Origin of the sequence: Paracoccus sp. P2 (genome assembly GCF_046335115.1) — a bacterium.
Lineage (GTDB): Bacteria > Pseudomonadota > Alphaproteobacteria > Rhodobacterales > Rhodobacteraceae > Paracoccus > Paracoccus pantotrophus.
This window is the reverse complement of sequence record NZ_JBGOSN010000036.1, coordinates 1-24,215: the sequence shown is the minus strand read 5'-3', so window position 1 is coordinate 24,215 and position 24,215 is coordinate 1. Positions and strand designations below refer to the sequence as shown.

The following is a 24,215-nucleotide window of genomic DNA, read 5'->3' as shown; positions in this document are numbered from 1 at the left end:
CTCCATAATCTGCCATGTCGCGTTCCACGCGAACATTGCAAAACGCGCAAAGATACATAATCGGGCGGTTATGCAGCGCCCTTGCGCCGCTCAGTCCAGCGCGATCTGCCGGACCCCCATCAGCAGTTCGGCCAGTAGCACCGCCTGCGCCTCGAACATGCCCGAGCCCGGCATCGTGCCGCAGCCTGTGGCGCGGGCGGCGGCGATCAGCGGCGGGATGGCCGGTCGGGTGACCACGTCGGCGACGAATTGCTCGGCGGTCAGCAGCCCGGCCTCGACCGGCAGCGGATCGCCTTCGCGCATGCCCAGCGGCGTCGCGTTCGCCACCAGCGCAAAGCCGCGCGGATCGGTGCCGCCGATGCGGACCCGGCCGGGAAAGGCGGCGTCCAGCCGCGCGATCAGCGCGTCGCGCCGCGCCGCATCGATGTCGTGCAGCGCCAGTTCCGAGGCGCCGCGCGCCAGGATCTCGTAGGCGATGGCCGAGCCGGCGCCGCCGGTCCCGACCAGCAGCGCCGGCTTGCCGGCGACGTCGAAGCCCTGCGCGGCGATGCCGTCCATGTAGCCCTGCCCGTCGGTCGCGTCGCCGACCCAGCCCCCGTCCCGGCGCAGCATGATGTTCACCGCGCCCGCGGCCTGCGCCCGCGCGGTGACGCGGCTGCAGAAGGCCAGGCAGGGTGCCTTGTGCGGCACCGTCACCACGATACCCGGACAGTTCTGGACCGCCGCGGCCTGCGCCAGCCAGCCGGGCAGATCCTCGGGCAGGACGTGGATCGGCACCACCATGCCGTTATGGCCGCGATCCGCCATGATCTGGCTGAGCGATGCCGGCGATTTCACCTGCCCGATCGGATGGCCGATGATCGGGAAGAATGCCGTCTCTCCGTCGATGCGCAGCGGTTGGGCCATGCTGGTTCCTCTTTCCCTGTTGCGGACAGCGCCCCCGGGGCTGGCCGCGTCTTGAAACAATCACGCGCCCCGCCGTCAGGAAATGGACGATAGGGGCGGAACATTGGATTTTCGCGCCTCTGCGCCGCGGGGGCGATTCCGGCACCTCATCCGGTTCGAAGCGGAAGATCGCAGAAAATGGAATATCATTCAATATTAAAATTGACTTCCGATTTTATTTCTGACTTGATGCCCGGGAAGGCCGGAAGGAGGGTGTCCATGGATCGGATCGGGGTTGTCGTCATCGGCGCAGGTGTCATCGGGCGCACCCATATCGATACGCTGACGCGCATGTCGGGGCTGCGGCTGGCGGCGCTGGTCGATCCCGCCCCCTCGGGCCGGGCGCTGGCCGAATCGCTGGGCGTGCCCTGCCTGCCGGACGTGGCGGCGCTGATCGATTCGGGGCTGGCGCAGGCCGCCATCGTGGCGACGCCGAATGAGACGCATCTGCCGGTCTCGGCCGCGTTGCTGCGCGCCGGCATCCCGGTGCTGCTGGAAAAGCCGGTGGCCGAAAGCCTCGATTCGGCGCGGCAGCTGATCGCGGTGGCGGATGAGACCGGCGTGCCGCTGCTGGTCGGCCATCACCGCCGGCACAATCCGATCATCCGCGCCGCGCATGGGGCGATCCGCGGCGGCCTGCTGGGTGATCTGGTCATGGCGACCGTGACTTGCTCGCTGGCCAAGCCCGACGATTATTTCCAGGCGCCCTGGCGGCGCAGCAAGGGCGCGGGCGGGCCGCTGCTGATCAACCTGGTGCACGAGATCGACCTGCTGCGGCATTTCTTCGGCGAGATCGCCGAGGTGCAGGCCATCGCCAGCCATGCCCGCCGCGGCTTCCCGGTCGAGGACACGGCGGCGGTCTGCCTGCGCTTTGCGGAGGGCGGGCTGGCGACGCTGTGCATCTCGGACGCGGCGGTCGGGCCTTGGGCCTGGGATCTGACGGCGGGCGAGAACATGGCGCGGTTTCCGGCGCATCGCGTCCCGGCGCATCACTATGCCGGCAGCCGGGCGGGGCTGTCGCTGCCCGACCTGCTGCTGTGGCAGCCGCCCGGCGCGCCGGACTGGACGCAGGAACTGCAACCCCGGCCGCTGCCCGTCAGCCACGGCGATCCCTATCAGGCGCAGCTGGTGCATTTCGCCGATCTGGTGCGCCATGGCGGGACGCCGCGCGTCTCGGCCCGCGACGCCACCGCCAACCTGATCGTGCTGGACGCCATTCGCGCGGCGGCCGAGACGGGGCAACGTGTCGCGGTTGACCTTTCGGCGCTGAATCGCGAACCTGAAACCGCCTTCAACAGCGGAAGAGGATCATGAGCAGCGTTCTGGAAAAAGCCCTCGCCATCGTCGAACTTCTGGTCGATCACCCGATGGGCCTGCCGGTCACCACCATCGCGGCGGTGACCGAACAGCCGGCCAGCGGCGTGCACCGTACCCTGCAGGAACTGGCGCGGCTGGGCTATGTCCGGCAGCTGCAGGCGGGCGGCGACTACGCGCTGACCATCAAGCTGCCGGCCCTGGGCCTGGGCTTCATGGGGCGCGCCGGCATCACCGATGTCGCCCAGCCGGTGCTGGACCAGCTGGCCGCCGACAGCGGCGAGCTGATCCGGCTGTCGGTGATCGACGGCGAGCGGCTGATCTGGGTGGCGGTGGCACAGGGCGCGACGCGCGGCTTGCGCTACGATCCGGGGCAGGAGCAGGGCGTGGTCGTGCACCTTGCCAGTTCGGCCGGAGGCAAGGCCTGGCTCGCCAGCATGAGCGACGACGAGGCGCTGGCGTGCGTCGGCGCGCAGGGCCTGCTGCGCCAGGCCGAGGGCATGGGGCCGAACGCGCCGACCAGCATCACCCTGCTGCTGCAGCAGCTGGCCGAGGCGCGGGCGCGCGGCTATGCCACGGCGGTGGACAGCTATATCGCCGGCATGGCGGCCATGGCGGTGCCGGTGCGCTATCACGGCGACGGGCCGGTGCTGGGCTGCCTGTCCATCGCCGGTCCGGCGGTGCGCATGACGCCCGAGCGGATGGCGGAACTGGCGCCGCGCCTTCAGGCCGCGGCCGGGGAGCTGGGCGCCGCCGCCGCGGGAACCAAGTATTTTCAGGCAAATGTCAGGGCGATCGACGCCGATGCCGAGGACGGGCGGAAAAGCGCATAGGCTTTTTCCCGGCTCACGCCCCTGACGGGCAGGAGAGAATGGAAGCTTCATCCGAACGCAGGCTGGCCTGCGATGTGCTGGTCATTGGCTCGGGGGCCTCGGGCCTGGCGGCTGCAGTCACGGCGGCGCATTTCGGCCTGCGCGTGGTGCTGGCCGAGAAGGCGCCGGTTTTCGGCGGCACCTCGGCCTGGTCCGGGGGCTGGTTGTGGATCCCGCGCAATCCCTTGGCCCGTGCCGCCGGCATCGACGAGCCGCCGGAAGCGCCCCGTGAATACCTGCGCAGCGAACTGGGCAATCGCGCCAGCGACCCGCGGCTGGAGGTGTTCCTGGAAAACGGCCCCGAGATGGTGGCCTTCTTTCAGGACCATACCGCGATGCGCTGGATGGACGGCAATGCGGTCCCGGATTTCCACGAGACTCCGGGCGCCGCGAAAGGCGGGCGTTCGGTCACGGCCATGCCCTATGACGGGCGCGAGCTGGGCGACTGGATCGGCAAGCTGCGCCCGCCGCTGGACGTGGCGAGCCTTTGGGGCATGGGCATCGCCAGCGGCGCCGACATGCGGCATTTCTTCCGCGCCAGCCGCAGCCCGCGCTCGGCGCTTTACGCGACGGGGCGGATCGCCCGGCATCTGCGCGACCTGGCGCTGCACCGGCGCGGCATGCAGTTGGTCAACGGCAATGCGCTGGTGGCGCGGCTGCTGCGTTCGGCGCTGGACAAAGGGGTCACGCTGCTCGACAGCGCGCCGGTGCTGGCGTTGCAGCGGCAGGGCGGCCGTGTCACGGGCGCGCGGCTTTCGACGCCGCGGGGCGCATTGCTGGTCGAGGCGGTGCGCGGCGTGGTGCTGGCCACCGGCGGCTTCCCGCATGATCCGGCGCGGCTCGACGCGCTGGCGCCGCAGGCGGGCGGCGGGGCGGGGCATTTCTCGGCCGCGCCACGGGCCAATACCGGCGACGGGCTGCGGCTGGCCGAGGGCGCGGGGGCTGCCGTCGATGGCGAGCTGGCCTCGAACGTCGCGCTGGCGCCGGTGTCGCTGGTGCCGCGCCGTGACGGACCGCCCGCGCATTTCCCGCATCTGGTCGAACGCGCCAAGCCCGGCATCATCGCCGTGACCCCGCAGGGCCGGCGCTTCGTCAGCGAGGCCGACAGCTATCACGATTTCATGCGGGCGCTGATCGCCGCCACGCCGCCGGGCGAGCCGCCGCATTGCTGGCTGATCGCCGACCACAAGGCGCAGCGCCGCTGGGGGCTGGGCTGGTCCAAGCCCTTCCCATTCCCGCTGGGGCCGGCGATCCGCAGCGGCTATCTGAAGCGCGGCCGCACGCTGGAGGAACTGGCCCGCGCCTGCGCCATTCCCGGCGTGGCGCTGGCCGAGACCGTGGCCCGCTTCAATGCCCATGCCGAACGCGGCGAGGATCCCGACTTCCAGCGCGGCGAAAGCCTCTACAACCGCGTGCAGGGCGATGCGGAGCATGGGCCGAACCCTTCGCTGGGGCCGCTGCTGCGGGGGCCGTTCTACGCGGTCAGGATCGTGCCCGGCTCGCTCGGCACCTTTGCCGGGGTCAGGACCGATGCGGCGGCGCGGGTGCTGGACCGGGACGGCCTACCGATCCCCGGCCTTTACGCCGTGGGCAACGACATGGCCTCGGTCATGGGCGGGCATTACCCGTCGGGCGGCATCACGCTGGGGCCCGGCATGACATTCGGCTATATCGCCGGCCGCGTTCTGGCCGGCCTGCCCGTGACCGGGCTTTCACAGGAGGAAACGCCATGAGCTATTACGAACTCGCCACCCTCGACACGGTGATCTTCGGCGCCGGCAAGGCCGCGCCGGGCATCGAGGCCTGGGCGGCGCAAGGGCAGGGCCGGCTGTGCGGCGCCTGGGGCACCGATATCGGCACGCTGAACCGGGTCTTTGTGCTGCGCGCCTTCGAGAGCCTCGCGCAGCTTTATGAGGAGCGCGAGCGCGCCCTGCGCTCGGACAACCCCTTCGGCTGCGCCGATGAGCTGGTGCGGCTGTCGATGGAAAGCTATCGCGCGCTGGATTTCCTGCCGCCGGTCCAGCCCGGCAGCTTCGGCCCGGTCTACGAGTTCCGCACCTACAGGACCAGGGTGAACGGCATCCTGCCCACCATGGAGAAATGGCGCGCGGCGGTGCCGGAGCGCGAGGCCTATTCGAAGCTGACCGTCGCCATGTACGGGCTGGACGGCGAACCGCGCCTGACCCAGATCTGGCCCTATGAAAGCCTGGCCGCGCGCAGCGAGGCGCGGGCGAAATCGGTCGCGGACGGCAAATGGCCGCCCAAGGGCGGGCCGGACTGGCTGTCGCCCGACATGACCAGCCAGATCGCGCTGCCGCTCGGCTTCTCTCCGCTCAAGTGAGGCTGTGATGACGCATCCGCTATCGCTGGCCTTCCTGACCACATTCGAAGCCGGCCCGGTCGAGGCCGTCCGCATCGCCGCCGCCACCGGATACCAGATGGTCGGGCTGCGCATCCTGCCCGCCGCGCCGGGGGCCGAGCCGGATTATCCGCTGCTGACCGACGACCGGCTGCTGGCCGAGGTGCGCGCGGCGCTGCACGATACCGGCATCCGGGTCGGCGATGTCGAGATCGTCCGTCTGAAGCCGGAAAACGACTGGGATGTTTTCGCCCGCTTCTGTGCCCGTTGCGAGGCGCTGGGGGCGAAACATGTCCTCGTCGCCGGCGACGATGCGGACCTTGGCCGGCTGACCGACAGTTTCGCGCGCTTCTGCGCGCTGGCCGCACCGCACGGGCTGACGGCGGACCTGGAATTCATGCCCTGGACCGCCGTGCCCGACCTGACCGCGGCGCTGCGCATCGTCGAGGATGCCGGCCGGCCGAACGGCGGCGTGCTGGTCGATGCGCTGCATTACGACCGCTCGGCCACCACGCTGGCGCAGATCGCGGCGCTGCCGCGCCATCGGGTGAACTATGTGCAGCTCTGCGACGGCGCCGTGCCCTATGACCCCAGCGACGAGGGCCTGATCCGGGTGGCGCGGGGCGAGCGGCTGTTTCCGGGGCAGGGCGGCATCGACCTGATCGGCCTGGCGCGGGCGATCCCCGAGGGCGTCACCGTCAGCGTCGAGGTGCCGCATCGCGCCCTGGCCGCCAAGGTCGATGCGCTTGGCCGCGCCGCCATGGCCCATGCCGCGACCATGGCGATCCTGCGTGCGGCGGGCCGGGCCTGAACCGCATCGGCGCGGCGAATTTCCGCGAGAAATCCGCAGCGTTCCCGGCTAGGATCGGCGCATGAAGGAACTGACTCTCCGCCAGGTCGAGGTGATCCGCGCCGTGATGATGGCCGGCACCATCCAGGGCGCCGCGAAACTGTTGAACGTCTCGGCCCCCGGCATTTCCCGGCTGGTCAAGCATACCGAGGAATCGCTGGACATCCGCCTGTTCGAGCGCAAGGCGGGGCTGTTCGTGCCCTCGACCGAGGCGGCGGCGATCTTCGAGATGGTGCATCAGGTCCATCGCCAGATGGAGAATCTGAACGCCGCCGTCGCATCATTGCGCAAGGGCGAGGATGTGCGGCTGTCCTTCGCCTCGGCCCCCTCGATCGCGCAATTCATCGCGGCGCGGGCGATCCGCGGCATCCGCACGCGCTTTCCCGACCTGTTCATCGACCTGAACATCCTGAAGATCGAGGAAACCTCGGACTATCTGCTGCTGGAGCGCGGCGAATTCGTGCTGATGAGCTCGGCCATCGACAATTCGGCGCTGTCGAGCGCGCCGCTGGCGCATGGCCGGCTGGTCGCCATCGTCCCCGAGGGGCACCGGCTGGCCGAGCAGCGGGCGATCTCGGTCCACGACCTGGCGCGCGAGCCCTTTGTCAGCGTCGATCCGGCCGATCCCTATGGCGAGATCCTGGCCCAGCCCTTCCGAGAGGCGGGGATCGAGCCGCGCTATTCCATGCGCGGCCGCTTCGCGCAGACGGTGGTCAGCCTGGTGCGCCACGGGCTGGGGGTGGCGGTGATCGACGAATTTTCGGTGGCCGAGGTCTATATGCCCGGCGTGGTGCGCCGGCCATTGGCCGAGCCCGGCGGTATCACCGCCTGGGTGGTGACGAAAAAGGATCGCCAGCTCTCCAGCTTTGCGGAATACGCCGTCGGCCGGTTTCGCCGCGAACTCGCCGCTGCGGTGGCGCGGGAAAGCTGGGATGCGCCTGCGGTCTGACGGGTGGCCGGACCCGATCCGACCCCCGCTGCCGTTTCTCTCGGCAGGGCTGCGCGGCCGGCGTCAGGGGCTTGGAGGTCGCGATCGTTGCCGGCCTGAAACTCGACCTGCCCGAGGCCGGGTCGATTTTGACGAGCCTGCTGCGCTTGCGAGAGCGTGTTTCCGGCGCCGGATTCCAAGGCCCGTATGGTTGCGACGCCGTAACGATCCGTCTGGTGGATTCCGCCGGAACGGGGATTCCGGCGGACACCTGCGGCTGCCCTGTCCGGCGTTTCTGCCCGTCCAGCCTGGCCTGGGGCTCACGTCATCCCGCTCTTTGGTGCGGTCAGAGGCCGGCGGTCGCAAAGGCTCGGCTTTGCCATGCGATATGCCGGCTTTCTGCTGGCCATGCTGGCGTTTGGCCCGGCCAGCAGCGTCATCGGCGGGTCGATGTGCCCTTGTCTCGCTCGTCGACCCCTTCGGCCGGACGCCCCAATCCCTCTGCCTGCCCAATCCCTCTGCCTGCCCGATCCCCTAACGCCGTTCGGCTTTCACCAGCAACCCCAAGGCTCCGGACCGTGTTGCCGCGCGGGGCGTGCGGCTGTCCGCCCCACTCCGGGCCTTGCGGGCAAGCTGCCGCCCGGAGGGCGCCGGCTGCAGGCGCCTCCCGATGGACCCGGCCGGATCTCGTCGGGGGAATGGTTCCTCCTGCGAGCCATGAAGACCTGCAATGCAGAACATGGTCATCCTCGCCGGTAACACCCGCGCCGGAACCGACATCACCCGCTTCGGGCCGGTCACTGCACGCCCGCACTGTTCGGAAGGCCGGGCGGTGCGCGACGAGAAGGGCTATCAGGTCGAGGACGCGGAATGGCGCCGCATCGTCGCCTTCAACGGCCTGGGCTGGACCATCCGGCACTATTGCGAGACCGGCATGAAACGCCTGGTCCGCGGCCGCATCCATTACATGAAACGGCGGGATTCGGAAGGCCAGCACCGTTGGCGCGGCCTTTTTTCAACGTTATCAGTTTGATGCCTGATGCGCGGTTTCTGCGGACAGAATGTCGCGTCGCCGAAGCAGCCTTGCGAGGTGCGGGCTGCGCGGCCATGAAAATCACCTGCGCCATGTCCGGGTTCGAGCGTTGCCGGGCGGCGCCAGGGTCCAGTTGGAAGGGTCGGCGCCGGAACTGAAAGGCACATGGCATCCGAAGTCGGTCAGTCACCGTCTTGATGGGGGGCTGGTGACCGAGTTTCGGGGAGAGAGGGGGAAGGAGGGTTGACGCACCGCCGGGTCGAAAGCGCCGCCCTGAATATGGCCTTGAATGGGGATGTTCAGCAAAACCCGTCTGCTGCAAATCTTGCTGTCACGCCGTGCAAAAATTCGTGTCACGCTGCAGGCATTCGTGCCGTCGCTGTGCCACGAAGGCGAGATGCCAAAGATGCTCCAGGAATCCGGCCGGAAAAAAAACTCTTTTCATTGGGTTGAATGGTGCCCGGAGGCGGATTCGAACCACCGACACGCGGATTTTCAATCCGCTGCTCTACCAACTGAGCTATCCGGGCGCCGAGCGTCTTGCTTCGGACAGGCGCGTTGTTATGGCAGGGCCGCTCCGCTGTCCAGAGCCAAAAACAACTTTTTCACGCTTCCCCGTCATTATCTGGAACCGGTTCGGCGGGAATGCGGTAGTCGCCGCGCAGCCAATGCGCCAGGTCCACATCCGCGCAGCGGCGCGAGCAGAAGGGGCGATACCGCTCGGCGGCGGGCTTGCCGCAGATCGGGCATTTCATGCCTTGTCCTCCGGCCGGGCGAGGCGCGACAGCGGCACGCGGTCGCGCTTGCGGCTGATCTCGTAAAGCCCCATCGCGGTCCAGCCGATCAGCACCGTCTCGGCCGGGTCGGGGCGGAAGGCGGCGCGCAGCACCTGGTCCAGCGTGCCGCGGTCGCGCTTGGGCATGGGCGCGAAATCCACCACGATCTGGCCGCCAAGACCGCGCAGCCGCAATTGCCGCGACAGGTCGCGCGCCAGGGCGATGTTTGCCTTGAGCCCAGCCGCCGGCGAATGGTCGCCGCCGGTATTGACGTCGATGGCGACCAGCGCGCGTAGCGCCTCGATCTCGGCCCAGGCGCCGCCGCCCAGTTCCAGGCGCGGGCGCAGCAATTGCAGCGCCGCCGCCTCGGCCCCGCTCGCCTCGAAGGCATCGGGCGCGTCCTCGACGGCGTCGGGCGGCGGGTCGGCCCAATCCTGCCATGCCTGTTCGGCAGGCTCGGGCGCGTCGAGCAGCAGCTCGGGCGCCCCTTCGCAATCGGCCGCGACGGCTTGCGCCAGTTCCAGAAGCTGCCCAAGCTCGGTCGCGATCTCGTCGTCTCCGGCCGTGGCTGCGGCGGAGCGGAAGACGATGCCGGGCGCATCTTCCCGGCCGTCCAGGGCGGACAGGCCCAGGCCGGCCAGCCCGTCGCGCAGCGCGCCGTCGCGAATCCGGCGCGAGACGTTCACGCCGGGCGCTCCGGGCGTCACGATCACGTGCCGGCCGCGGAAATTCAGCCGCGCCGAGACCGGAACCGCCTTGCCGTCCTCGGCGCAGCCGCTGACCTGAACCAGCAGGGACTGGCCTTCGCGCAGGCCCGAGCGGTCGCGCAGGAAGCCGCGTGCGCCTTCGGGCAGGCGCAGGAAGACGCCGCCCTGGCCTTTGATCAGCCGGTCCACCCTGGCGCGGCAGATCGCGCCGGGGGCAAGCGGGGTGACGCCGGACGGATCGACGATCAGATCCTCGAGCCTGCCGTCCTGCATCAGCGCCGCCGCATCGCGGCCGAAAATCCGTCCCAGGACGATCTGGCGTCCCTTCATATTGCTTTTCCTTGAATTCCGATGGCAGCCAGAAGCGTCGCGGTTTCGGCCAGCGGCAGGCCGACGACGCCGCTGTAGGAACCCTGCATCCAGATGGCAAAGGCCGAGGCATGGCCCTGGATGGCATAGGCGCCGGCCTTGCCCTGCCATTCGCCGGTGGCGAGATAGGCGTCGATCTGCGCGGCGGTGAGGGGGCGGAAGCGGATGACGGTTTCCACCAGCCGCTCGCGCAGCCGGCCGCCATGGGCCAGCGCGACCGAGGTCAGCACCCGGTGCCGGCGGCCCGAGAGCAGCTGCAGAAAGCGCCGCGCTTCGGCGGCATCGGCCGGTTTTCCCAGGATCCTGCGCCCGGCCACCACGGCGGTATCGGCGCAGAGAACGGCGTCTCCGGCGTGACCGGCAAGCGCCGCGGCCTTTTCGCGCGCCATGCGCCGCACATAGTCGCGGGGGTTTTCGCCGCGCTGCGGGGCTTCGTCGATTTCCGCCGGCAGGATCCTGTCCGGCACGATGCCGATCTGGGCCAGCAGTTCCAGCCGGCGCGGACTGGCCGAGCCGAGAACCAGCGCCGGCGCGGCGGCGCTTTGCAGCGGGGACTGGGCAGCATCCCGCAGATCTTGCACCGCTGTCATCCTAGGCTCCCGGACGGTCGGCGGGCTTACTTGAAGCGGTAATTGATCCGCCCCTTGGTCAGGTCATAGGTGTTCATTTCCACCTGGACCTTGTCGCCGGCGAGGACGCGGATGCGGTTCTTGCGCATCTTTCCTGCCATATGCGCGATGATCTCATGGCCGTTCTCTAGCTCGACCCGGAATGTCGCGTTGGGCAGGAGTTCCTTCACGACACCGGGAAATTCGAGCATTTCTTCCTTGGCCATGTTCTCTCCTGTAGGATGACCCGCGCCTTGGGCGGGCGCAAGCTACATGCGTCCAGACGGGCGGTTTTTCAAGGGGAATCTGGACCTGGGCGGGCTTTCCTGGGTCGGATGGCCTGTCGGCGCCGGGATTTCGCGGAAAAGTTGCGCGATTGCGGCATTCGGGCAGGGCGGCGCGGCGGTGGTTCATCCGGCGCTGACCAGGGGCGGCACCGGCTCGGCAAGGCGGAAGGCATCGGGATGGTCAAGATCCGCCAGCGGCAATTCGGCCTGGTCGGCGGGCGCTGCGCCCTCCGGCGGCGGGGCGAAGCTGTCCGCCCGCCAGCCGTCCTGCATAGGCAAAGGGGCCGCCGGCGCCACGCCCTGGCCGGTACCGCGCAGGCGGATGGCATGGAAGCCGTCCTTTTCGCCCAGCCGTCCGCGCGCAAGAATCTGGCCGTGCACGGTTTCCACCCTGGCATCGTCGAGCACGTTCTGGGGCAGGGGCAGCAGCGATCCGGGCGTGAGGCTGCGCAGCTGATGCAGGCTCAGCTTGCGACGACAGAGAATGCCGGCCAGCCGCACCGGCGCCTGCTGCATCGGCCCGGCCAGCGTTGCCGGAGCGGGCGCGGCCTTGGATGGGGCGGGCAGTCGCGCCGGGTTTCCGGCGCCGAGCGGCGGATCGGCCAGCGTTCCCGGCTCGACGGGCAGGGCGATCATCAGCCGGCCGTCGCGCTGCCCTCCGCTGCCCAGGCGGAAGCGAAAGTCCAGCCGCGCCATTTCGCCATCCTCCAGCATCAGCGACAGCGGGCGGGGATCGTCCAGGTAGGTGGCATAGCGGAAGGCGCCGAAATCGGGGCAGCCCGGCTGCGACGCGCATTCCCGGCCCAGTTCGGCCAGCAGCGCGTTCACGAAATCGGCCGAGATCGCGGCATCCGTCCGCGTGGGCCTGCGCGGCGGCGCGGCGCGCGCGGTGACGCGCCCAATCGCCTGCATCTCGATCAGCGCGGCCAGAAGGCCGGGGCAAAGCGCGGCCACGCCAAGCGCGTCACGCCGCCCCCCCAGCACAGCCAGCAAGGCACGCTCGGGCAGCAGTTCGGGCAGTTCGGCCAGCACCATGCCCGACCGTTCCACCTTTTCGACGAAGACCGGCAGGTGCAATTGCTTCTCGGCCGCGCGGGCGAGGGCGGTGGCGGCGGCACGTTCCAGCCGGAATTCCGCGACCTGCCGGGCCGAAGGGCCGGCCGCCGCGCGGGCCCGGTCGCGTTCGGCGATCAGGCGGCGCAAGACCTGGCCGGGCGCCGGGGCGGCGGACCCGTCCCGTTCCGCCCCGGCCTGTCCGGGGTCGTCCGACTGTTGCCTTGCTGCGCTTTCCATTGCGGTCCGAATCGATGCTGGCTTTGGCGCAAGATGGCATGGACCGGTTGCGAAAAGGTTTAACCCGTCGCATTTTCGGCACTTTCCGTCCCGCGATGTGGGCGCGGCGGCCGGGGCGGCAGCGCGATGCGAAAGCAGGCGCCGCCTTGGCCCGGCAGATAGCTGATCGAGCCGCCAAGGAAGCCCATGATTTCCTTGCAGATCGCCAGCCCCAGCCCGGCGCCGCCGGCGCGCGAGGGGTCGTCCAGCCGGGCGAATTTCTCGAAGATCAGCGCGCGGTTCTCGGGGCGGATGCCCGAACCGTTGTCGTGGATGTCGATCTCGGTTCCCCCCTGGGGGCTGCGGCGGGCGTCGATGCGGATCGCCGGCTCGCTGGCGTCGCAATATTTCCGCGCGTTCGAGATCACGTTGATCAGCACCTGCAACAGTCGGTCGGGGTCGGTGATGACCGGCAGATGCTCGGCCACGGGGTTGCGGCGGATGGCGAAATCGCGCCCCGCGGCGCTTGCGCCGCCCGCGGCCAGCGCGCGCTCGATCAGGTCGTGCAGGTTGACGATGCCGGGCTTCAGTTGCGCCCGGCCCGATTCCAGCACCGAAAGATCCAGCAGGTCGTCGAGCAGCCGGGTCATGCGCCCGGCCTCGTCCTGGATGATCCCGGCAAAGCGGCTGCGGTCGGCGGCGGGCAGGTCGGGCTCCATCAGGATCTCGGAAAAGGCGCGGATCGAGGTCATGGGCGTGCGCAACTCATGGCTGATCTGGCCCAGGAAGGCGTCCTTCTGCGCCGAAAGCACGGTCAGCTTCTCGTTGCTTTCCCGCAGCATGGCGGCTGTTCGGGCCAGTTCGGCCGAGGTCAGTTCCAGCCGGCGGTTGTCCTCGCGCGCGCGGCTGGCCTCGCCCGCGACCTCCATCAGTTCGGCCACGGTAACGGAGCCGCGTCCGCCCACCCGCGCCATCAGCGCCGAGGCGGTTGCCGCGCCCACCGTGCCGGCCAGGTGGCGCTCGAAACCCGCCAGGAAGCGCGGCGTCAGGTCGGGCAGATAGCCGGATTTCCCCTGGCCCTCGGCGGCCTTGCGGAACACCTCGAGCGCGTGGTCGTTGCCCCAGATCCGCCCGGCCAGTGTCAGCAGCGCCTCGGCCTGGATCGCCGGGGCGGTTTCGCTGGCGGAGGCATCGGGGGCGATGGCATGGACGAAGGACAGCGCCTGCAACCGCTCGGTCGGTTCGGGGAAATCCACCAGCGAGATCAGCACCAGAAGCAGCAGGTTCACCGCCAGCGCCAGCAGCACCGCGCCGGCGAAGGCGTCGATCCCGGCCGGAAACGCCGGCGGCGCGGCCAGCCCCAGCGACGGCAGGAAGATCGCCCGCCCCCAGATCAGCGCCCCGGCCACGATGCCGGCGATGGCGCCGCGCCGGGTCGCGCCGCGCCAGACCAGCCCGGCGACCATGGCGGGCAGCACCTGCGCCATGCCGGAAAAGGCGACCGTGCCCATGGCGGCCAGCGCCGTGGTGCCGCCGGTGGTGCGGTGGTAAAGCCAGCCCGCGCCGATCACCGCCACGATGGCCAGCCGCCGCGCGTTCAGCATCAAGGTGCCCAGATCCTCGCGTGCCTGGGCCGGCTCGGACAGCGCGGTCTGGCGCAGCCACAGCCACAAGGGCACGAGCCAGTGATTCGCCATCATCGTCGACAGCGCGATGGCGCTGACCACCACCATCGACATGGCCGAGGAAAAGCCGCCCAGGAACACCAGCGCCGCCAGCGTGTCGCGCCCCTGCGACAGGGGCAGGGCCAGGACGTAAAGGTCGGGATTCGAGCCCTTGGGCAGCAGGTCCATGCCGACTACGGCGATGGGCAGCACCAGGAAGGACATGGCGGCCAGATAGGCGGGAAAGGCCCAGCCGGCCTGGCGCAGGCGGCTCTCGTCATTGGCCTCGACCACCAGGACGTGGAACATGCGCGGCAGCACCATGACCGCGGCGCCCGACAGGGCGATCAGGGTGAACCAGCGTTCGGGCCGGATCTGCCAGCCCTCGCCTCCGGCCGAGACGGCCATGCGGTCGATGCGCGCCAGCACGTCGGCCGGCCCGTCGGCCATGCCCCACAGCACATAGGCGCCGACGGCGAGAAAGGCGGCAAGCTTGATCACCGCCTCGACCGCGATGGCGATGACGACGCCGTGGTGGCGCTCGTTCGCGGCCAGGTTGCGGGTGCCGAACAGGATGGCGAAGGCGGCCAGCCCGACCGCCACCCACAGCGCGATATTGCCGGGCAGGGGATGGCCGCTGCTGGCAAAGGCCGAAAGCGCCATCGAGACCGATTGCAGTTGCAGCGCGATATAGGGGGTCGAGGCCAACACGCCGATCAGCGTCACCAGCGCGGCGAGCGCGGCGGATTTGCCGAAGCGGCTGGAGATCAGGTCGGCGATCGAGGTCACGCGATGCAGCCGCGCCACCCGCACCAGGCGTCTGAGGCCCCACCAGGCGCCGGCGAAGACGATGCCGGGGCCAAGATAGATGGTCAGGAACTCCAGCCCCGAGCGGGTGGCGTAGCCGACGGCGCCGTAGAAGGTCCAGGCCGAGCAATAGACCGAGAGCGACAGAGTATAGATCACCGGCCGGTCCATCCAGCGCCAGCGGCCGGCGGCTGCGGCGCGGTCGGCGGCATGGGCCAGAAGGAACATCAGCGCGACATAGACGACCGAGGCGGCGCCCAGGGTTTCAGGCGTCATCCTCGTCCTCCGGCTTTGCGCGCCCGATGGCGCGATGCAGCGCGGCGGTCGCGGCGATGGTCAGCGCCCAGCTTGCCGCCAGCCAGACCGCGCCGCGGCCGTAGCTGAAATATTGCGGCAGCCAGATCGGCGGCAACACCACCAGCACCGCGAACAGCACCGGCAGGACGCGGGCCGCATCGCCCAGCCGGCGCTTGCGATAGGCGTCGCGGCCCAGAAACAGCCGGCGCATGCGCGACCCTAGCCCGCGTCCAGAAGCTCGCGCACCATGGCGCGCAGATCGGCATTGGCAAAGGGCTTGGCCAGCGTCCGGTCGGCGCCCTGGGGCAGGTTCGCCATGCCGCGCGCGCTGAGCAGCAGCACCGGCAGCGCCTGCAGCTCGGGATCGGCGCGCAGGTCGGCCAGCACCTCGGCGCCGCTGCGGCCGGGCAGCATCACGTCGAGGATGACCAGCCGCGGCGCCAGCGCGCGGATGCGCTGAAGCGCGTCGCTGCCCTCGGGCCATTGCTCGCATTGCCAGCCCTCGCGCGACAGGATGAAGCGGACCGCCTCGGCGATGCTGGGTTCGTCTTCGATCAGCAGCACATCGACACTTGCGGTCACGGGCGACCCTCCTGGAGATTCGCGGCGATCATGGCGGCGGGCGCGGGCGTTGTCAAAACCAGGCTGCTTTCGGATCAGACCGCTTCCGGATCAGACCGCCTCCGGATCAGACCGGCCCCAGGATCGAGGGCTCGTGCCGGGCGGCGCAGGCCGGGCGCGGGCAAATGCGGCAGGCCGGGCCCACCGCCAGCGCCGGGCGGCCGTCGCGGCTGGGGGCGGGGTGGAGCAGCATCTGCGCCCGGCTGAGCGCGGGGCCGCCGAAACCCATCGGCAGCAGCCGCTCGGCCACCGCCCAGGCGGCGAAGCGGTTGCCGTTCGTGGTCTCGATCAGCCGTGCCACCGGCAATTGCGGCTGGGCCAGCGCCTCGAACAGTGGCCAGAGCGCGCAGCCCTCGCCCGGACGCGGCAGCTCGAAACCCGGCGCGGCCAGGCGGAACAGCGTCGCGCCCGAGCCGTCGCAGACCACCAGCCCGGCCTGCGCCCAGGGGCCGGGACGCAGCATGCCCAGCCGGCGCAGCACCAGCTCCAGCGGCCGCCCCAGCCGCGCGGCGATCAGCGCCGGATCGCCCGCCGCCTCGCCCGCCTCTTCCACAGCCGCCGCCAGCGCCGCGTCGGGTAGGGCGGCGCGGTCGCGGGCCTGCGCCGCCAAGAGATCCTGCGCCATGGCCCGCGCTGCATCCGAGGCCAGTTCCGCCGCATCCGCGGGTTCGGGCTGGCCGGCGGCGATCCAGGCCTCGACCTCCTCCTGCGGCGACATCGGCACCGCCTCGTCCTCGAAACTGTCCAGATAGGCCACCAGCGACTGCGCGGTGCGCGACAGGCGCTGGCTGTCGCTGTCCAGGTTGGCGTGGAAGCGGTCGCGCCATTCCGGCTCGATCTCGGGCGTCTCGGCCAGGATCGAGGCGGTCGAGCGCAGCGCCGTCACCGCCGATTGCACCTCGTGCAGCGTCGCCAGCAGATAGGGGTCGCGAGTCATGCGGTCCGACAGCGCGATCAGCCGGCGCTCCAGCGCATCGGCGCGGCGCGCCGCCNCGGCCAGGATCGAGGCGGTCGAGCGCAGCGCCGTCACCGCCGATTGCACCTCGTGCAGCGTCGCCAGCAGATAGGGGTCGCGAGTCATGCGGTCCGACAGCGCGATCAGCCGGCGCTCCAGCGCATCGGCGCGGCGCGCCGCCCCGGCCAGCGCCGAGGCCCAGCCGGGAAAGCGGGCGGCGAATTCGGCGATCTGGTCCAGTTCGACCGGGGCGCCGGGCTGGTCGGCGGCGCGCGCCGCCGCCTCGCGCAGGGCGCCCACCAGCGCCTCTTCGCGGTCCGAGGCCAGTTCGGTCGCGTCGATCTCCAGCGCCTCGGCCAGCCGCGACAGCAGCTCCTCGCCGACCGGGCGGCGGTTATGCTCGATCAGGTTCAGATAGGCGGCCGAGATCTCGGCCCGCCGCGCCACCTCGGTCTGGCGCCGGCCGAGCGACAGGCGGCGCTCGCGGATGCGGGTGCCGATCAGGGGGCGGGCGACGGGATGGCGGGGCAAGGAACGTGGCATGGCTCAGATCCCGTCGCGGGTTTCCTCCAGGTGACGGATCGCCTTGACGACCAGGTCGGCAAAGCTTTGCGCCGACAGCTTGTCCTTGAGGGTCTGGCTGACATTCGACACCGTCTTGTAGCTGATATTGGCCCGCTCGGCGATCTCGCGATAGCTGAGCCCCTCGGCGATGGCGCGCAGGATGTCGAGCTCGCGCGGGGTCAGGCGCGGGCGCGGCGGCGTGGCGCCGGGCCGCTCCAGCAGGGCGATGCGGCGCGCCAGGTCGGCCGGGACGTAATCACCGCCGTCCGCCACCGCGCGCAGCGCCTCGCAGATCTCCTCCGAGGGCGAGTCCTTCATGGTGATGCCGTTGCAGCCGGCCTGCAGCGCCCGCCGCGCGATGATCGGGCTGCGATGCATGGTGAAGACCAGGATCGGCTGGGTCGCGCCCGCGGCGCGCAGACGCTCGATCAGCCGCAGCCCGGCCAGCCTGGCTTCGCCCATGGTCAGGTCGACGACGATCACGTCCGGCGCCTGCCGCCGCCAGGCCCGCCAGCCCTGCGAGGGAGTGGCCGCGGCGATCACCTGGCAATCCAGACGGCCGCGGGTGATCCATTCCCAGCCCTCGGCGACGACCGGGTGGTCGTCGACGATCAGCACGCGCAGGGGCTTGTCGGGCGGGGCAAGGGCGGTTGCGGTCATCGGGCTGGTCCTTGGTCGGTCGGGCAGGGCAGATGGCATTCGGTCAGGGTCCAGCCGCCCGCGCGCCGCGGCGGCCGGTAGCGGCCGCCCAGAGCGTCGGCGCGGTCGCGCATCCCGGTCTGGCCCAGCCCCGCGCGCTCTGCTGCCGGGGGGCGGCCGCCATCGTCGGCGACCTGCGCGGTTATGCCCGTGTCCTCGCGCGCCAGTTCGACCCGGATCCTGGCCGGCGCGGCATGGCGCAGCGCATTCAGCACGCTTTCGCGCACGAAGCGGTAAAGCGCGATCCGCCCGGCCTCGCCCGGCTCGGGCAGGTCGGGCGGGCAGCCGAGCGTCATGGCGGTGTCGGGCGCGATCTCGGCGAATTCGATCAGCAGCTCTTGCAGCATCTCGGCCAGGCTCGCGCCCTCGGCCGGGGCCAGGCGCAGGTCGTCGATGGCGGCGCGGGCGCTTTGCCGGATCGCCCGGGCGTGGCGCGAGACCGCGGCCAGCGCCTCGGACAGGGCCGGATCGCGGGCGGTTTCGGCGGCGCGGCCGGCCTGGCCCACGGCCGCCTGCAGCGCGAAAAGCTGCGGGCCGATGCCGTCATGCAGGTCGCTGGCGATGCGGGCGCGCTCGGCCTCGGCCAGGGTCAGCATCCGGCCTTGCAGGCGGCGGTTCTCGGCCCGCTCCTCGGCCAGATGTGCGGCCAGCGCGTTCACGCCATCGGTCAGCGCCGCCAGTTCCGCCAGCCCGGTCTGCGGCGCGGGATGGTCCAGATCGCCCGCCCGCATCCGGTCCAGCGCCGCGCCAAGAAGCCCCAGCCGCCGCAGCACCAGCGCCGTGATGGCCATGGTGACGCCGATTGCCGCCAGCGCCATGGCGGCCAGCAGCGGCAGGATCAGCCGGAAATCGGCCCAGGCCTCGGCGATCTCGTCGCGGGGATCGCTGCGGATCTCCAGCACGCCCAGCACATTGGGATATTGCGCGATGGCGATCAGCTCGCGCTGCGGCTCGGGGCGGATCAGCGCGGCGAACCATTCCGGCACCCGCCCGGGCGGCAGGCGCGGCGGCAGGGCCAGCGCGACCGGCTGACCCGAGGCGTCGCGCAGCTCGGCGGACAGGTGCCGCTGCGCCTCGATTTCGGCGGCGATGCGGGCGGCCTGCTCCATCATGTCGCGCCGCTCGAAGGCGGTGGGCAGGTGCAGCGTGGCAAAGGCATTGGCCAGCCGGAAGGCCGAGCCGGTCTCGTCCCGGACCGAGCCGCGGGCATTGAGGACCAGCACCGAGGCGACGACGGCGCAGATCGCAAGCCAGGCCAGGGCCGAGCCGCCAAGCGCCAGAAGCCGCAACGCCACGCCATGCGGCCGCCCGTGCCGGGCCGGCGCGTCATCGGCAGCCGCGATGTGGCTGGTTGCGTCCATGTCTCTCCCTGCCGCCTGCGGCGGCTCCCCAAGGAAAGACTAGGATGCGGATCGGGGCGGGGCAAGCGGGCTGCGCGTCCCGCGAAGGGGCCAAAGCGAAAGGGCCGGGATGCAGTCCCGGCCCCTGGAGATGCGGTGCCCGGCTCAGGCGTGCGAGCCGGCGGGCTCGGCCGGTTCGGGGCGGCCGAGCGCGCGCCGCACCAGCACGAAGAACAGCGGCACGAACAGCACGCCCAGCACCGTGGCCGAGACCGTGCCGCCCAGCACCGTGGCGCCGATGGTGTTGCGGCCGTTGGCGCCGGCGCCCGTGGACAGCACCAGCGGCAGCACGCCCAGCGAGAAGGCGACCGAGGTCATGATGATCGGCCGGAACCGCTGGCGTGCCGCCTCGGCCACCGCCTCGTAAAGCGGCTTGCCCTGCTCGGCCTGCTCGCGGGCAAATTCGACGATCAGGATGGCGTTCTTGCCGGTCAGGCCGATCACCGTCAGCAGGCCGACCTGGAAGAACACGCCGTTGTCGAAGCCGCCCAGCCAGGCCCCGACCAGCGCGCCCAGCACGCCGATGGGCATGGCCAGCATCACCGCGAAGGGGATCGACCAGCTTTCGTAAAGCGCGGCCAGGCACAGGAACACCACCGCCAGCGACAGGCCGTAAAGCAGCATGGTCTGGTTGCCGGCCTGCTGCTCTTCCAGCGAAAGCCCGGTCCAGGCCACGTCGAAGCCGGCCGGCAGCTGCCCGGCCAGTTCCTCGATCGCGGCCATGGCCTGCCCGGACGAGACGCCGGGCGCCGGGCTGCCCTGGATCTGCATGGCGGGCACGCCGTTATAGCGGTCCAGGCCCTGCGGCCCATAGCTCCAGCGGCCCTCGGCGAAGTTGGAAAACGGCACCAGCCCGCCCGAGCTGTTCCTGACCCGCCACTTGTCGATGTCGGTCGGCAGCGCGCGCGATTCGGATTCCCCCTGCACATAGACCCGCTTGATCCTTCCGCGGTCGATGAAATCGTTCACATAGCGCCCGGCCCAGGCGACCGAGAGCAGGCTGCCCACATCGGTGGCCGAGACCCCCATGGCGCCCGCCTTGCGCCAGTCGATGTCGAGATTGTATTGCGCCGCGTCCTCCAGCCCGTTCGGTCGCGCCGAGGCGATGCGGCCGTCCTGCCCGGACATGCCCAGCAACTGGTTGCGCGCGTCCAGCAATTGCTCATGCGCCTGGCCGGCGCGGGCCTGCAGGTAGAAGTCGAAGCCCGAGACGTTGCCCAGCTCGATCACCGAGGGCGGCACGATGGGGAAGGCCATGGCGTCGCGGATGCCCATCAGCGCCGGAAAGGCCCGCCCGGCGATGGCCTGCACCGACTGCTCGGCACCCGGCCGCTCGTCCCAGTCCTTGAGTCGCAAGAAGGCGATGCCCATGTTCTGCCCCGATCCGGCGAAGCTGAAGCCCGAGACGCCAAAGAAGGACTCGACATTGGCGGATTCGTTCTCGGCGAAATAATGCTGGATCTGGTCGATCACCGCATCCGTGCGCTCGGAAGTGGCGCCGGTCGGGCCCTGGATCAGGACGAACATGATGCCCTGGTCCTCGTCGGGCAGAAAGCCGGTGGGGGTGCGCAGGAACAGCAGGACCATGGCCGCACCGATGCACAGATAGATCAGCATCATCCGCAGCGGCCGGCGGATCAGCCAGTTCACCGAATTGCCATAGCCATGGATGGTGCGGTCGAAGCCGCGGTTGAACAGGCCGAAGAAGCCGCGGGTCTTGTGGCCGTGCTCGTTCTTCAGCAGCGTGGCGCAAAGCGCCGGCGTCAGCGTCAGTGCCACCAGCACCGACAGGCCCATGGCCGAGGCGATGGTGATGGCGAACTGCTTGTAGATCACCCCGGTCGAGCCGCCGAAGAAGGCCATGGGCACGAAGACCGCCGACAAGACCAGCGCGATGCCGATCAGCGCCCCGGTGATCTGTCCCATGGACTTGCGGGTGGCCTCGCGCGGCTCCAGCCCTTCCTCTTCCATGATACGCTCGACGTTCTCGACCACGACGATGGCGTCGTCCACCAGCAGGCCGATGGCCAGCACCATGGCCAGCATGGTCAGCGTGTTGATGGTGAAGCCAAGCGCCGCCAGCACGCCGAAGGTACCGAGCAGCACCACCGGCACCGCCAGCGTCGGGATCAGCGTCGCGCGCCAGTTCTGCAGGAACAGCAGCATGACGAAGAACACCAGCACGATGGCCTCGATCAGCGTCTTGACCACCTCTTCGATCGAGATCAGCACGAAGGGCGTGGTGTCGAAGGGGATGACGTATTCCATGCCCTCGGGGAAGAAGCGGGCGAACTCCTCCATCCGCGCCTTGACCCGCTCGGCCGTGTCCAGCGCGTTCGCGCCCGAGGCCAGGCTGATCGCCATGCCCGAGGCCGGCTGGCCGTTGTAACGGGCATTGGTCATGTAGTCCTCGGCGCCGATCTCGACGCGGGCCACGTCCTTCAGCAAAATCAGGCCGCCGTCCTGTTCCGCGCGCAGCACGATCTGCTCGAAATCCTCGGGGGTGGAGAGCAGCGATTGCGCGGTGATGGTGGCGTTCAGCATCTGCCCCTGCGGCGCCGGCTGGCTGCCGAAGGAGCCGGCCGAGATCTGCGCGTTTTCCGACGAGACCGCCGCCACCACGTCCGAGGGGGTCAGCTCATAGGCGGCCAGCTTCGACGGGTCCAGCCAGATGCGCATGGCATATTGCGCGCCGAAGACCTGGACCGAGCCCACGCCATCGACCCGCGAAAGGTCGTTGACCAGGTTCGAGATCAGGTAATCGGCCAGGTCCACCTGTTCATAGCGGTCGTCCGACGAGGTCAGGCCGACGACCATCAGGAAGCCCGAGGCGGATTTCTCGACCGTGATGCCCTGGCGCTGCACCGGCTCGGGCAGAAGCGCGGTGGCCTGCGCCAGCTTGTTCTGCACCTGCACCTGGGCGATGTCGGGATCGGTGCCGGTCTCGAAGGTCAGCGTCGTGGTCGAGGTTCCGGCCGAGGTCGAGCTGGACGAGAAATAGCGCAGCCCGTCCAGCCCGGTCATCTGCTGCTCGATGATCTGGGTGACGGTATTGGCGACCGTATCGGCCGAGGCGCCGGGATAGGTGGCGCGGATCGTCACCGAGGGCGGCGCGATCTGCGGATATTGCGCCACCGGCAGCGATGCGATCGACAGAAGCCCGAGCCCCATGATCAGGATCGAGATCACCCAGGCGAAGACCGGACGGTCGATGAAAAAGCGGGCCATGTGCGGTTCCTGTGCTGTTCCCTCGCGGCGTCCGGGGTCAGTTCGTCGGCTGTGCGGCGCCGGCCTCGGCTGCGGTCTCTGCACCCGCGGCTTCCGCGGCGGGTTGCTCTGCGGGCTCTTGCGGGGATTGCCCCGCGGGCTGTTCGCCGGTGCCGGCTGCGGGCGCGGCCGCTTCGGCGGCCCCGCCTGCCGCGGCTTGGGGCGCGGCGGCCTGGCGTTCCTCGGGCGTCACGGTCATGCCGGGGCCGATCTTCTGCAGGCCCTCGACCACGATGCGGTCGCCGTCATGCAGCCCCGCGCTGACGATCCAGCTATTGCCCATGTCCTGAAGGATGGTCAGCTGGCGCTGCTCGACCGCATTGTCGGCATTGACCACCAGCGCGACGGGCTGGCCGCGGCGGTCGCGGGTGACGCCTTCCTGCGGGGCAAGGATCACGTTGCGCGCCGTGGCCTGCTGCACCACCGCCTGGACATACATGCCCGGCAAGAGGGTACGGTCGGGATTGGCAAAGGCCAGGCGCAGCGTCACCACGCCGGTCGTCTCGTTCACATAGGGCTCGGCCGCGGTCAGCCGGCCTTCCTGGGCGTATTCGGTGCCGTCGGCCAGGCGCAGCGTCACCTTGCGGTCCGGCTGGCCCTCGGCGGATTGCGCCGCCATCTCGCGGCGGAAGCGGATCAGTTCGGCGGCCGATTGCGTCACGTCCACATGCACCGGGTCGAGCTTGCGGATCACGGCAAGCGGCGTCGGCTGGCTGGCCGTCACCAGCGCGCCCTGGCTGGTCTGCGCCAGGCCGATCTCGCCGTCCAGCTCGGCGCGGATCGTGGTGCGTTCCAGTTCGATGCGGGCGGTCTGCAGCTGCGCCTCGGCGACCTTGACCGCGGCCTCGGCCGAATCGCGGGCGGCGATGGCATTGTCGGTCGTGCTTTCGCTGGCGACGCGGCGGTCGCGCAGGGCGCCCACGCGCTCGGCCTCGCGGCGCGCCGCCTCGGCCTGGGCGCGGGCCTGGGCCACGGCGGCCTCGGCCTGGGCGACGGTGGCCTGGTAGGTGGTGGCGTCGATGCGGAACAGCGGGTCGCCGACCTTCACATGGCTGCCTTCCTCGAACAGCCGCTCGGTGACGATGCCGTTGACCTGGGGCCGCACCTCGGCCTCGGCCGAGGCGGTGACGCGGCCGGGCAGGGTGGTGGTCAAGGGCACGTCCTGGGCGTGAAGCGTGACCACGGTCACGGCCGGCGGCGGCATCTGCGAGGGATCCTGGGCCAGGACGGCCATCGGAGAAAGCCCCGCCGCGAGCGGAAGGATCACGGAAATCGCCATGCGGCGCGATAGCGCGAACATCGGTTTGCTCCGGCTATTTGCTGACGGTTGCATAACGAACAGTTTCGCATGGGATGATCAATCCCGAAACCGCTTCGGTCCGCGACGTTGCGCCACCGGCGAAACCCGGCCGCAGGCTTGGGGCAGCGGGCGGCCCGTTGAGCCACTCCGCGATCATTGGGCGGGCTCTGGGGTGACTTAAGCCGCTCTCTGGCTCTGCCGGTCGGTTTCGCTTTGCTGTTGACGCAGACCGCGGCGGGCGGCTGTCCGCCATGGGCGGCGCGAGGCCGCTCTGGTGGCTGCAGAAGGCGATCCATCTGCCGGCGCCGGCCTTGGCCTGCG

Annotated in this window: 21 protein-coding genes and 1 tRNA gene; 7 read left to right on the top strand and 15 right to left on the bottom strand. The window is 70.3% G+C overall.

Going from position 1 to position 24,215, the window contains the following annotated elements; translation table 11 throughout:
* Positions 1-90: 90 nt before the first annotated feature.
* Positions 91-906 (bottom strand): shikimate dehydrogenase family protein, encoded by an 816-nt coding sequence (locus tag ACDP63_RS18460; RefSeq protein ID WP_024845233.1) that lies wholly within the window; start codon positions 904-906, stop codon positions 91-93.
* A 258-nt stretch (positions 907-1,164) separates the two neighbouring features.
* Here ACDP63_RS18460 and ACDP63_RS18455 point away from each other — a divergent pair, with 258 nt between their 5' ends.
* The 7 genes from ACDP63_RS18455 to ACDP63_RS18425 all read left to right on the top strand — a co-directional run bounded on the left by ACDP63_RS18455 (position 1,165) and on the right by ACDP63_RS18425 (position 8,301).
* The gene (locus ACDP63_RS18455; RefSeq protein ID WP_024845232.1) at positions 1,165-2,259 is read left to right on the top strand and encodes a Gfo/Idh/MocA family protein; all 1,095 of its coding nucleotides are present in this window, start codon (positions 1,165-1,167) and stop codon (positions 2,257-2,259) included.
* Complete coding sequence (locus ACDP63_RS18450) at positions 2,256-3,092, top strand: IclR family transcriptional regulator (RefSeq protein WP_024845231.1); 837 nt, start codon at positions 2,256-2,258, stop codon at positions 3,090-3,092. Before ACDP63_RS18455 ends, ACDP63_RS18450 begins: the two co-directional genes overlap by 4 nt.
* Positions 3,093-3,130: 38 nt before the next feature.
* Positions 3,131-4,864 (top strand): FAD-dependent oxidoreductase, encoded by a 1,734-nt coding sequence (locus ACDP63_RS18445; RefSeq protein ID WP_409928396.1) that lies wholly within the window; start codon positions 3,131-3,133, stop codon positions 4,862-4,864.
* Positions 4,861-5,472 (top strand): NIPSNAP family protein, encoded by a 612-nt coding sequence (locus tag ACDP63_RS18440; RefSeq protein ID WP_024845229.1) that lies wholly within the window; start codon positions 4,861-4,863, stop codon positions 5,470-5,472. Before ACDP63_RS18445 ends, ACDP63_RS18440 begins: the two co-directional genes overlap by 4 nt.
* 7 nt (positions 5,473-5,479) lie before the next feature.
* Complete coding sequence (locus ACDP63_RS18435; RefSeq protein ID WP_024845228.1) at positions 5,480-6,301, top strand: sugar phosphate isomerase/epimerase family protein; 822 nt, start codon at positions 5,480-5,482, stop codon at positions 6,299-6,301.
* Between the two features lie 61 nt (positions 6,302-6,362).
* Positions 6,363-7,289 (top strand): LysR family transcriptional regulator, encoded by a 927-nt coding sequence (locus tag ACDP63_RS18430; protein ID WP_409928395.1) that lies wholly within the window; start codon positions 6,363-6,365, stop codon positions 7,287-7,289.
* Positions 7,290-7,998: 709 nt separating this feature from the next.
* Positions 7,999-8,301 carry a single-stranded DNA-binding protein gene (locus tag ACDP63_RS18425; protein WP_024845226.1) on the top strand — a complete coding sequence of 101 codons (303 nt, stop codon included), beginning with the start codon at positions 7,999-8,001 and terminating at the stop codon, positions 8,299-8,301.
* Between the two features lie 454 nt (positions 8,302-8,755).
* On the opposite strand, the gene ACDP63_RS18420 is transcribed toward ACDP63_RS18425, so the two are convergent.
* The 14 genes from ACDP63_RS18420 to ACDP63_RS18355 form a co-directional block, all read right to left on the bottom strand.
* Positions 8,756-8,831: transfer RNA gene (locus ACDP63_RS18420), tRNA-Phe, on the bottom strand.
* A gap of 75 nt (positions 8,832-8,906) precedes the next feature.
* On the bottom strand, positions 8,907-9,056 hold the full coding sequence (locus tag ACDP63_RS18415) for a DNA gyrase inhibitor YacG (RefSeq protein WP_024845225.1): 150 nt from the start codon (positions 9,054-9,056) through the stop codon (positions 8,907-8,909).
* Positions 9,053-10,114: a ribonuclease E/G gene (locus tag ACDP63_RS18410; RefSeq protein WP_409928394.1), complete on the bottom strand. Its 1,062-nt coding sequence runs from the start codon at positions 10,112-10,114 to the stop codon at positions 9,053-9,055. Before ACDP63_RS18410 ends, ACDP63_RS18415 begins: the two co-directional genes overlap by 4 nt.
* Positions 10,111-10,743 carry a Maf family protein gene (locus tag ACDP63_RS18405; RefSeq protein ID WP_231486862.1) on the bottom strand — a complete coding sequence of 211 codons (633 nt, stop codon included), beginning with the start codon at positions 10,741-10,743 and terminating at the stop codon, positions 10,111-10,113. Before ACDP63_RS18405 ends, ACDP63_RS18410 begins: the two co-directional genes overlap by 4 nt.
* 26 nt (positions 10,744-10,769) lie before the next feature.
* Positions 10,770-10,988, bottom strand: a complete 219-nt coding sequence (infA, locus tag ACDP63_RS18400) for a translation initiation factor IF-1 (RefSeq protein WP_010397442.1) — start codon at positions 10,986-10,988, stop codon at positions 10,770-10,772.
* A gap of 183 nt (positions 10,989-11,171) precedes the next feature.
* Entirely contained in the window at positions 11,172-12,341 is a 1,170-nt protein-coding gene (locus ACDP63_RS18395; protein ID WP_024845222.1) for a FliM/FliN family flagellar motor switch protein, read from the bottom strand.
* A gap of 59 nt (positions 12,342-12,400) precedes the next feature.
* Positions 12,401-15,067, bottom strand: a complete 2,667-nt coding sequence (locus tag ACDP63_RS18390) for an ATP-binding protein (RefSeq protein WP_024845221.1) — start codon at positions 15,065-15,067, stop codon at positions 12,401-12,403.
* A complete protein-coding gene (locus ACDP63_RS18385) occupies positions 15,057-15,299 on the bottom strand; it encodes a hypothetical protein (RefSeq protein WP_024845220.1) in 243 nt (80 codons plus the stop codon). Before ACDP63_RS18385 ends, ACDP63_RS18390 begins: the two co-directional genes overlap by 11 nt.
* An 8-nt stretch (positions 15,300-15,307) precedes the next feature.
* Complete coding sequence (locus tag ACDP63_RS18380; protein ID WP_024845219.1) at positions 15,308-15,670, bottom strand: response regulator transcription factor; 363 nt, start codon at positions 15,668-15,670, stop codon at positions 15,308-15,310.
* A 106-nt stretch (positions 15,671-15,776) separates the two neighbouring features.
* Entirely contained in the window at positions 15,777-17,207 is a 1,431-nt protein-coding gene (locus ACDP63_RS18375; RefSeq protein ID WP_409928393.1) for a short-chain fatty acyl-CoA regulator family protein, read from the bottom strand.
* A 3-nt stretch (positions 17,208-17,210) separates the two neighbouring features.
* Positions 17,211-17,888, bottom strand: coding sequence for a response regulator transcription factor (locus ACDP63_RS18370; protein WP_024845217.1), 678 nt, complete (start codon positions 17,886-17,888; stop codon positions 17,211-17,213).
* On the bottom strand, positions 17,885-19,288 hold the full coding sequence (locus ACDP63_RS18365; RefSeq protein ID WP_024845216.1) for a LapD/MoxY N-terminal periplasmic domain-containing protein: 1,404 nt from the start codon (positions 19,286-19,288) through the stop codon (positions 17,885-17,887). Before ACDP63_RS18365 ends, ACDP63_RS18370 begins: the two co-directional genes overlap by 4 nt.
* A 144-nt stretch (positions 19,289-19,432) precedes the next feature.
* Positions 19,433-22,555, bottom strand: coding sequence for an efflux RND transporter permease subunit (locus ACDP63_RS18360; RefSeq protein WP_024845215.1), 3,123 nt, complete (start codon positions 22,553-22,555; stop codon positions 19,433-19,435).
* A gap of 37 nt (positions 22,556-22,592) precedes the next feature.
* Positions 22,593-23,894 (bottom strand): efflux RND transporter periplasmic adaptor subunit, encoded by a 1,302-nt coding sequence (locus ACDP63_RS18355; protein ID WP_024845214.1) that lies wholly within the window; start codon positions 23,892-23,894, stop codon positions 22,593-22,595.
* Positions 23,895-24,215: the final 321 nt, after the last annotated feature.

Bases quoted from the DNA above. Each gene is read 5' to 3' on its own strand.
- ACDP63_RS18460 (WP_024845233.1), bottom strand. From the start codon at position 906: ATGGCCCAACCGCTGCGCATCGACGGAGAGACGGCATTCTTCCCGATC.
- ACDP63_RS18455 (WP_024845232.1), top strand. From the start codon at position 1,165: ATGGATCGGATCGGGGTTGTCGTCATCGGCGCAGGTGTCATCGGGCGC.
- ACDP63_RS18450 (WP_024845231.1), top strand. From the start codon at position 2,256: ATGAGCAGCGTTCTGGAAAAAGCCCTCGCCATCGTCGAACTTCTGGTC.
- ACDP63_RS18445 (WP_409928396.1), top strand. From the start codon at position 3,131: ATGGAAGCTTCATCCGAACGCAGGCTGGCCTGCGATGTGCTGGTCATT.
- ACDP63_RS18440 (WP_024845229.1), top strand. From the start codon at position 4,861: ATGAGCTATTACGAACTCGCCACCCTCGACACGGTGATCTTCGGCGCC.
- ACDP63_RS18435 (WP_024845228.1), top strand. From the start codon at position 5,480: ATGACGCATCCGCTATCGCTGGCCTTCCTGACCACATTCGAAGCCGGC.
- ACDP63_RS18430 (WP_409928395.1), top strand. From the start codon at position 6,363: ATGAAGGAACTGACTCTCCGCCAGGTCGAGGTGATCCGCGCCGTGATG.
- ACDP63_RS18425 (WP_024845226.1), top strand. From the start codon at position 7,999: ATGCAGAACATGGTCATCCTCGCCGGTAACACCCGCGCCGGAACCGAC.
- ACDP63_RS18415 (WP_024845225.1), bottom strand. From the start codon at position 9,056: ATGAAATGCCCGATCTGCGGCAAGCCCGCCGCCGAGCGGTATCGCCCC.
- ACDP63_RS18410 (WP_409928394.1), bottom strand. From the start codon at position 10,114: ATGAAGGGACGCCAGATCGTCCTGGGACGGATTTTCGGCCGCGATGCG.
- ACDP63_RS18405 (WP_231486862.1), bottom strand. From the start codon at position 10,743: ATGACAGCGGTGCAAGATCTGCGGGATGCTGCCCAGTCCCCGCTGCAA.
- infA (WP_010397442.1), bottom strand. From the start codon at position 10,988: ATGGCCAAGGAAGAAATGCTCGAATTTCCCGGTGTCGTGAAGGAACTC.
- ACDP63_RS18395 (WP_024845222.1), bottom strand. From the start codon at position 12,341: ATGGAAAGCGCAGCAAGGCAACAGTCGGACGACCCCGGACAGGCCGGG.
- ACDP63_RS18390 (WP_024845221.1), bottom strand. From the start codon at position 15,067: ATGACGCCTGAAACCCTGGGCGCCGCCTCGGTCGTCTATGTCGCGCTG.
- ACDP63_RS18385 (WP_024845220.1), bottom strand. From the start codon at position 15,299: ATGCGCCGGCTGTTTCTGGGCCGCGACGCCTATCGCAAGCGCCGGCTG.
- ACDP63_RS18370 (WP_024845217.1), bottom strand. From the start codon at position 17,888: ATGACCGCAACCGCCCTTGCCCCGCCCGACAAGCCCCTGCGCGTGCTG.
- ACDP63_RS18365 (WP_024845216.1), bottom strand. From the start codon at position 19,288: ATGGACGCAACCAGCCACATCGCGGCTGCCGATGACGCGCCGGCCCGG.
- ACDP63_RS18360 (WP_024845215.1), bottom strand. From the start codon at position 22,555: ATGGCCCGCTTTTTCATCGACCGTCCGGTCTTCGCCTGGGTGATCTCG.
- ACDP63_RS18355 (WP_024845214.1), bottom strand. From the start codon at position 23,894: ATGTTCGCGCTATCGCGCCGCATGGCGATTTCCGTGATCCTTCCGCTC.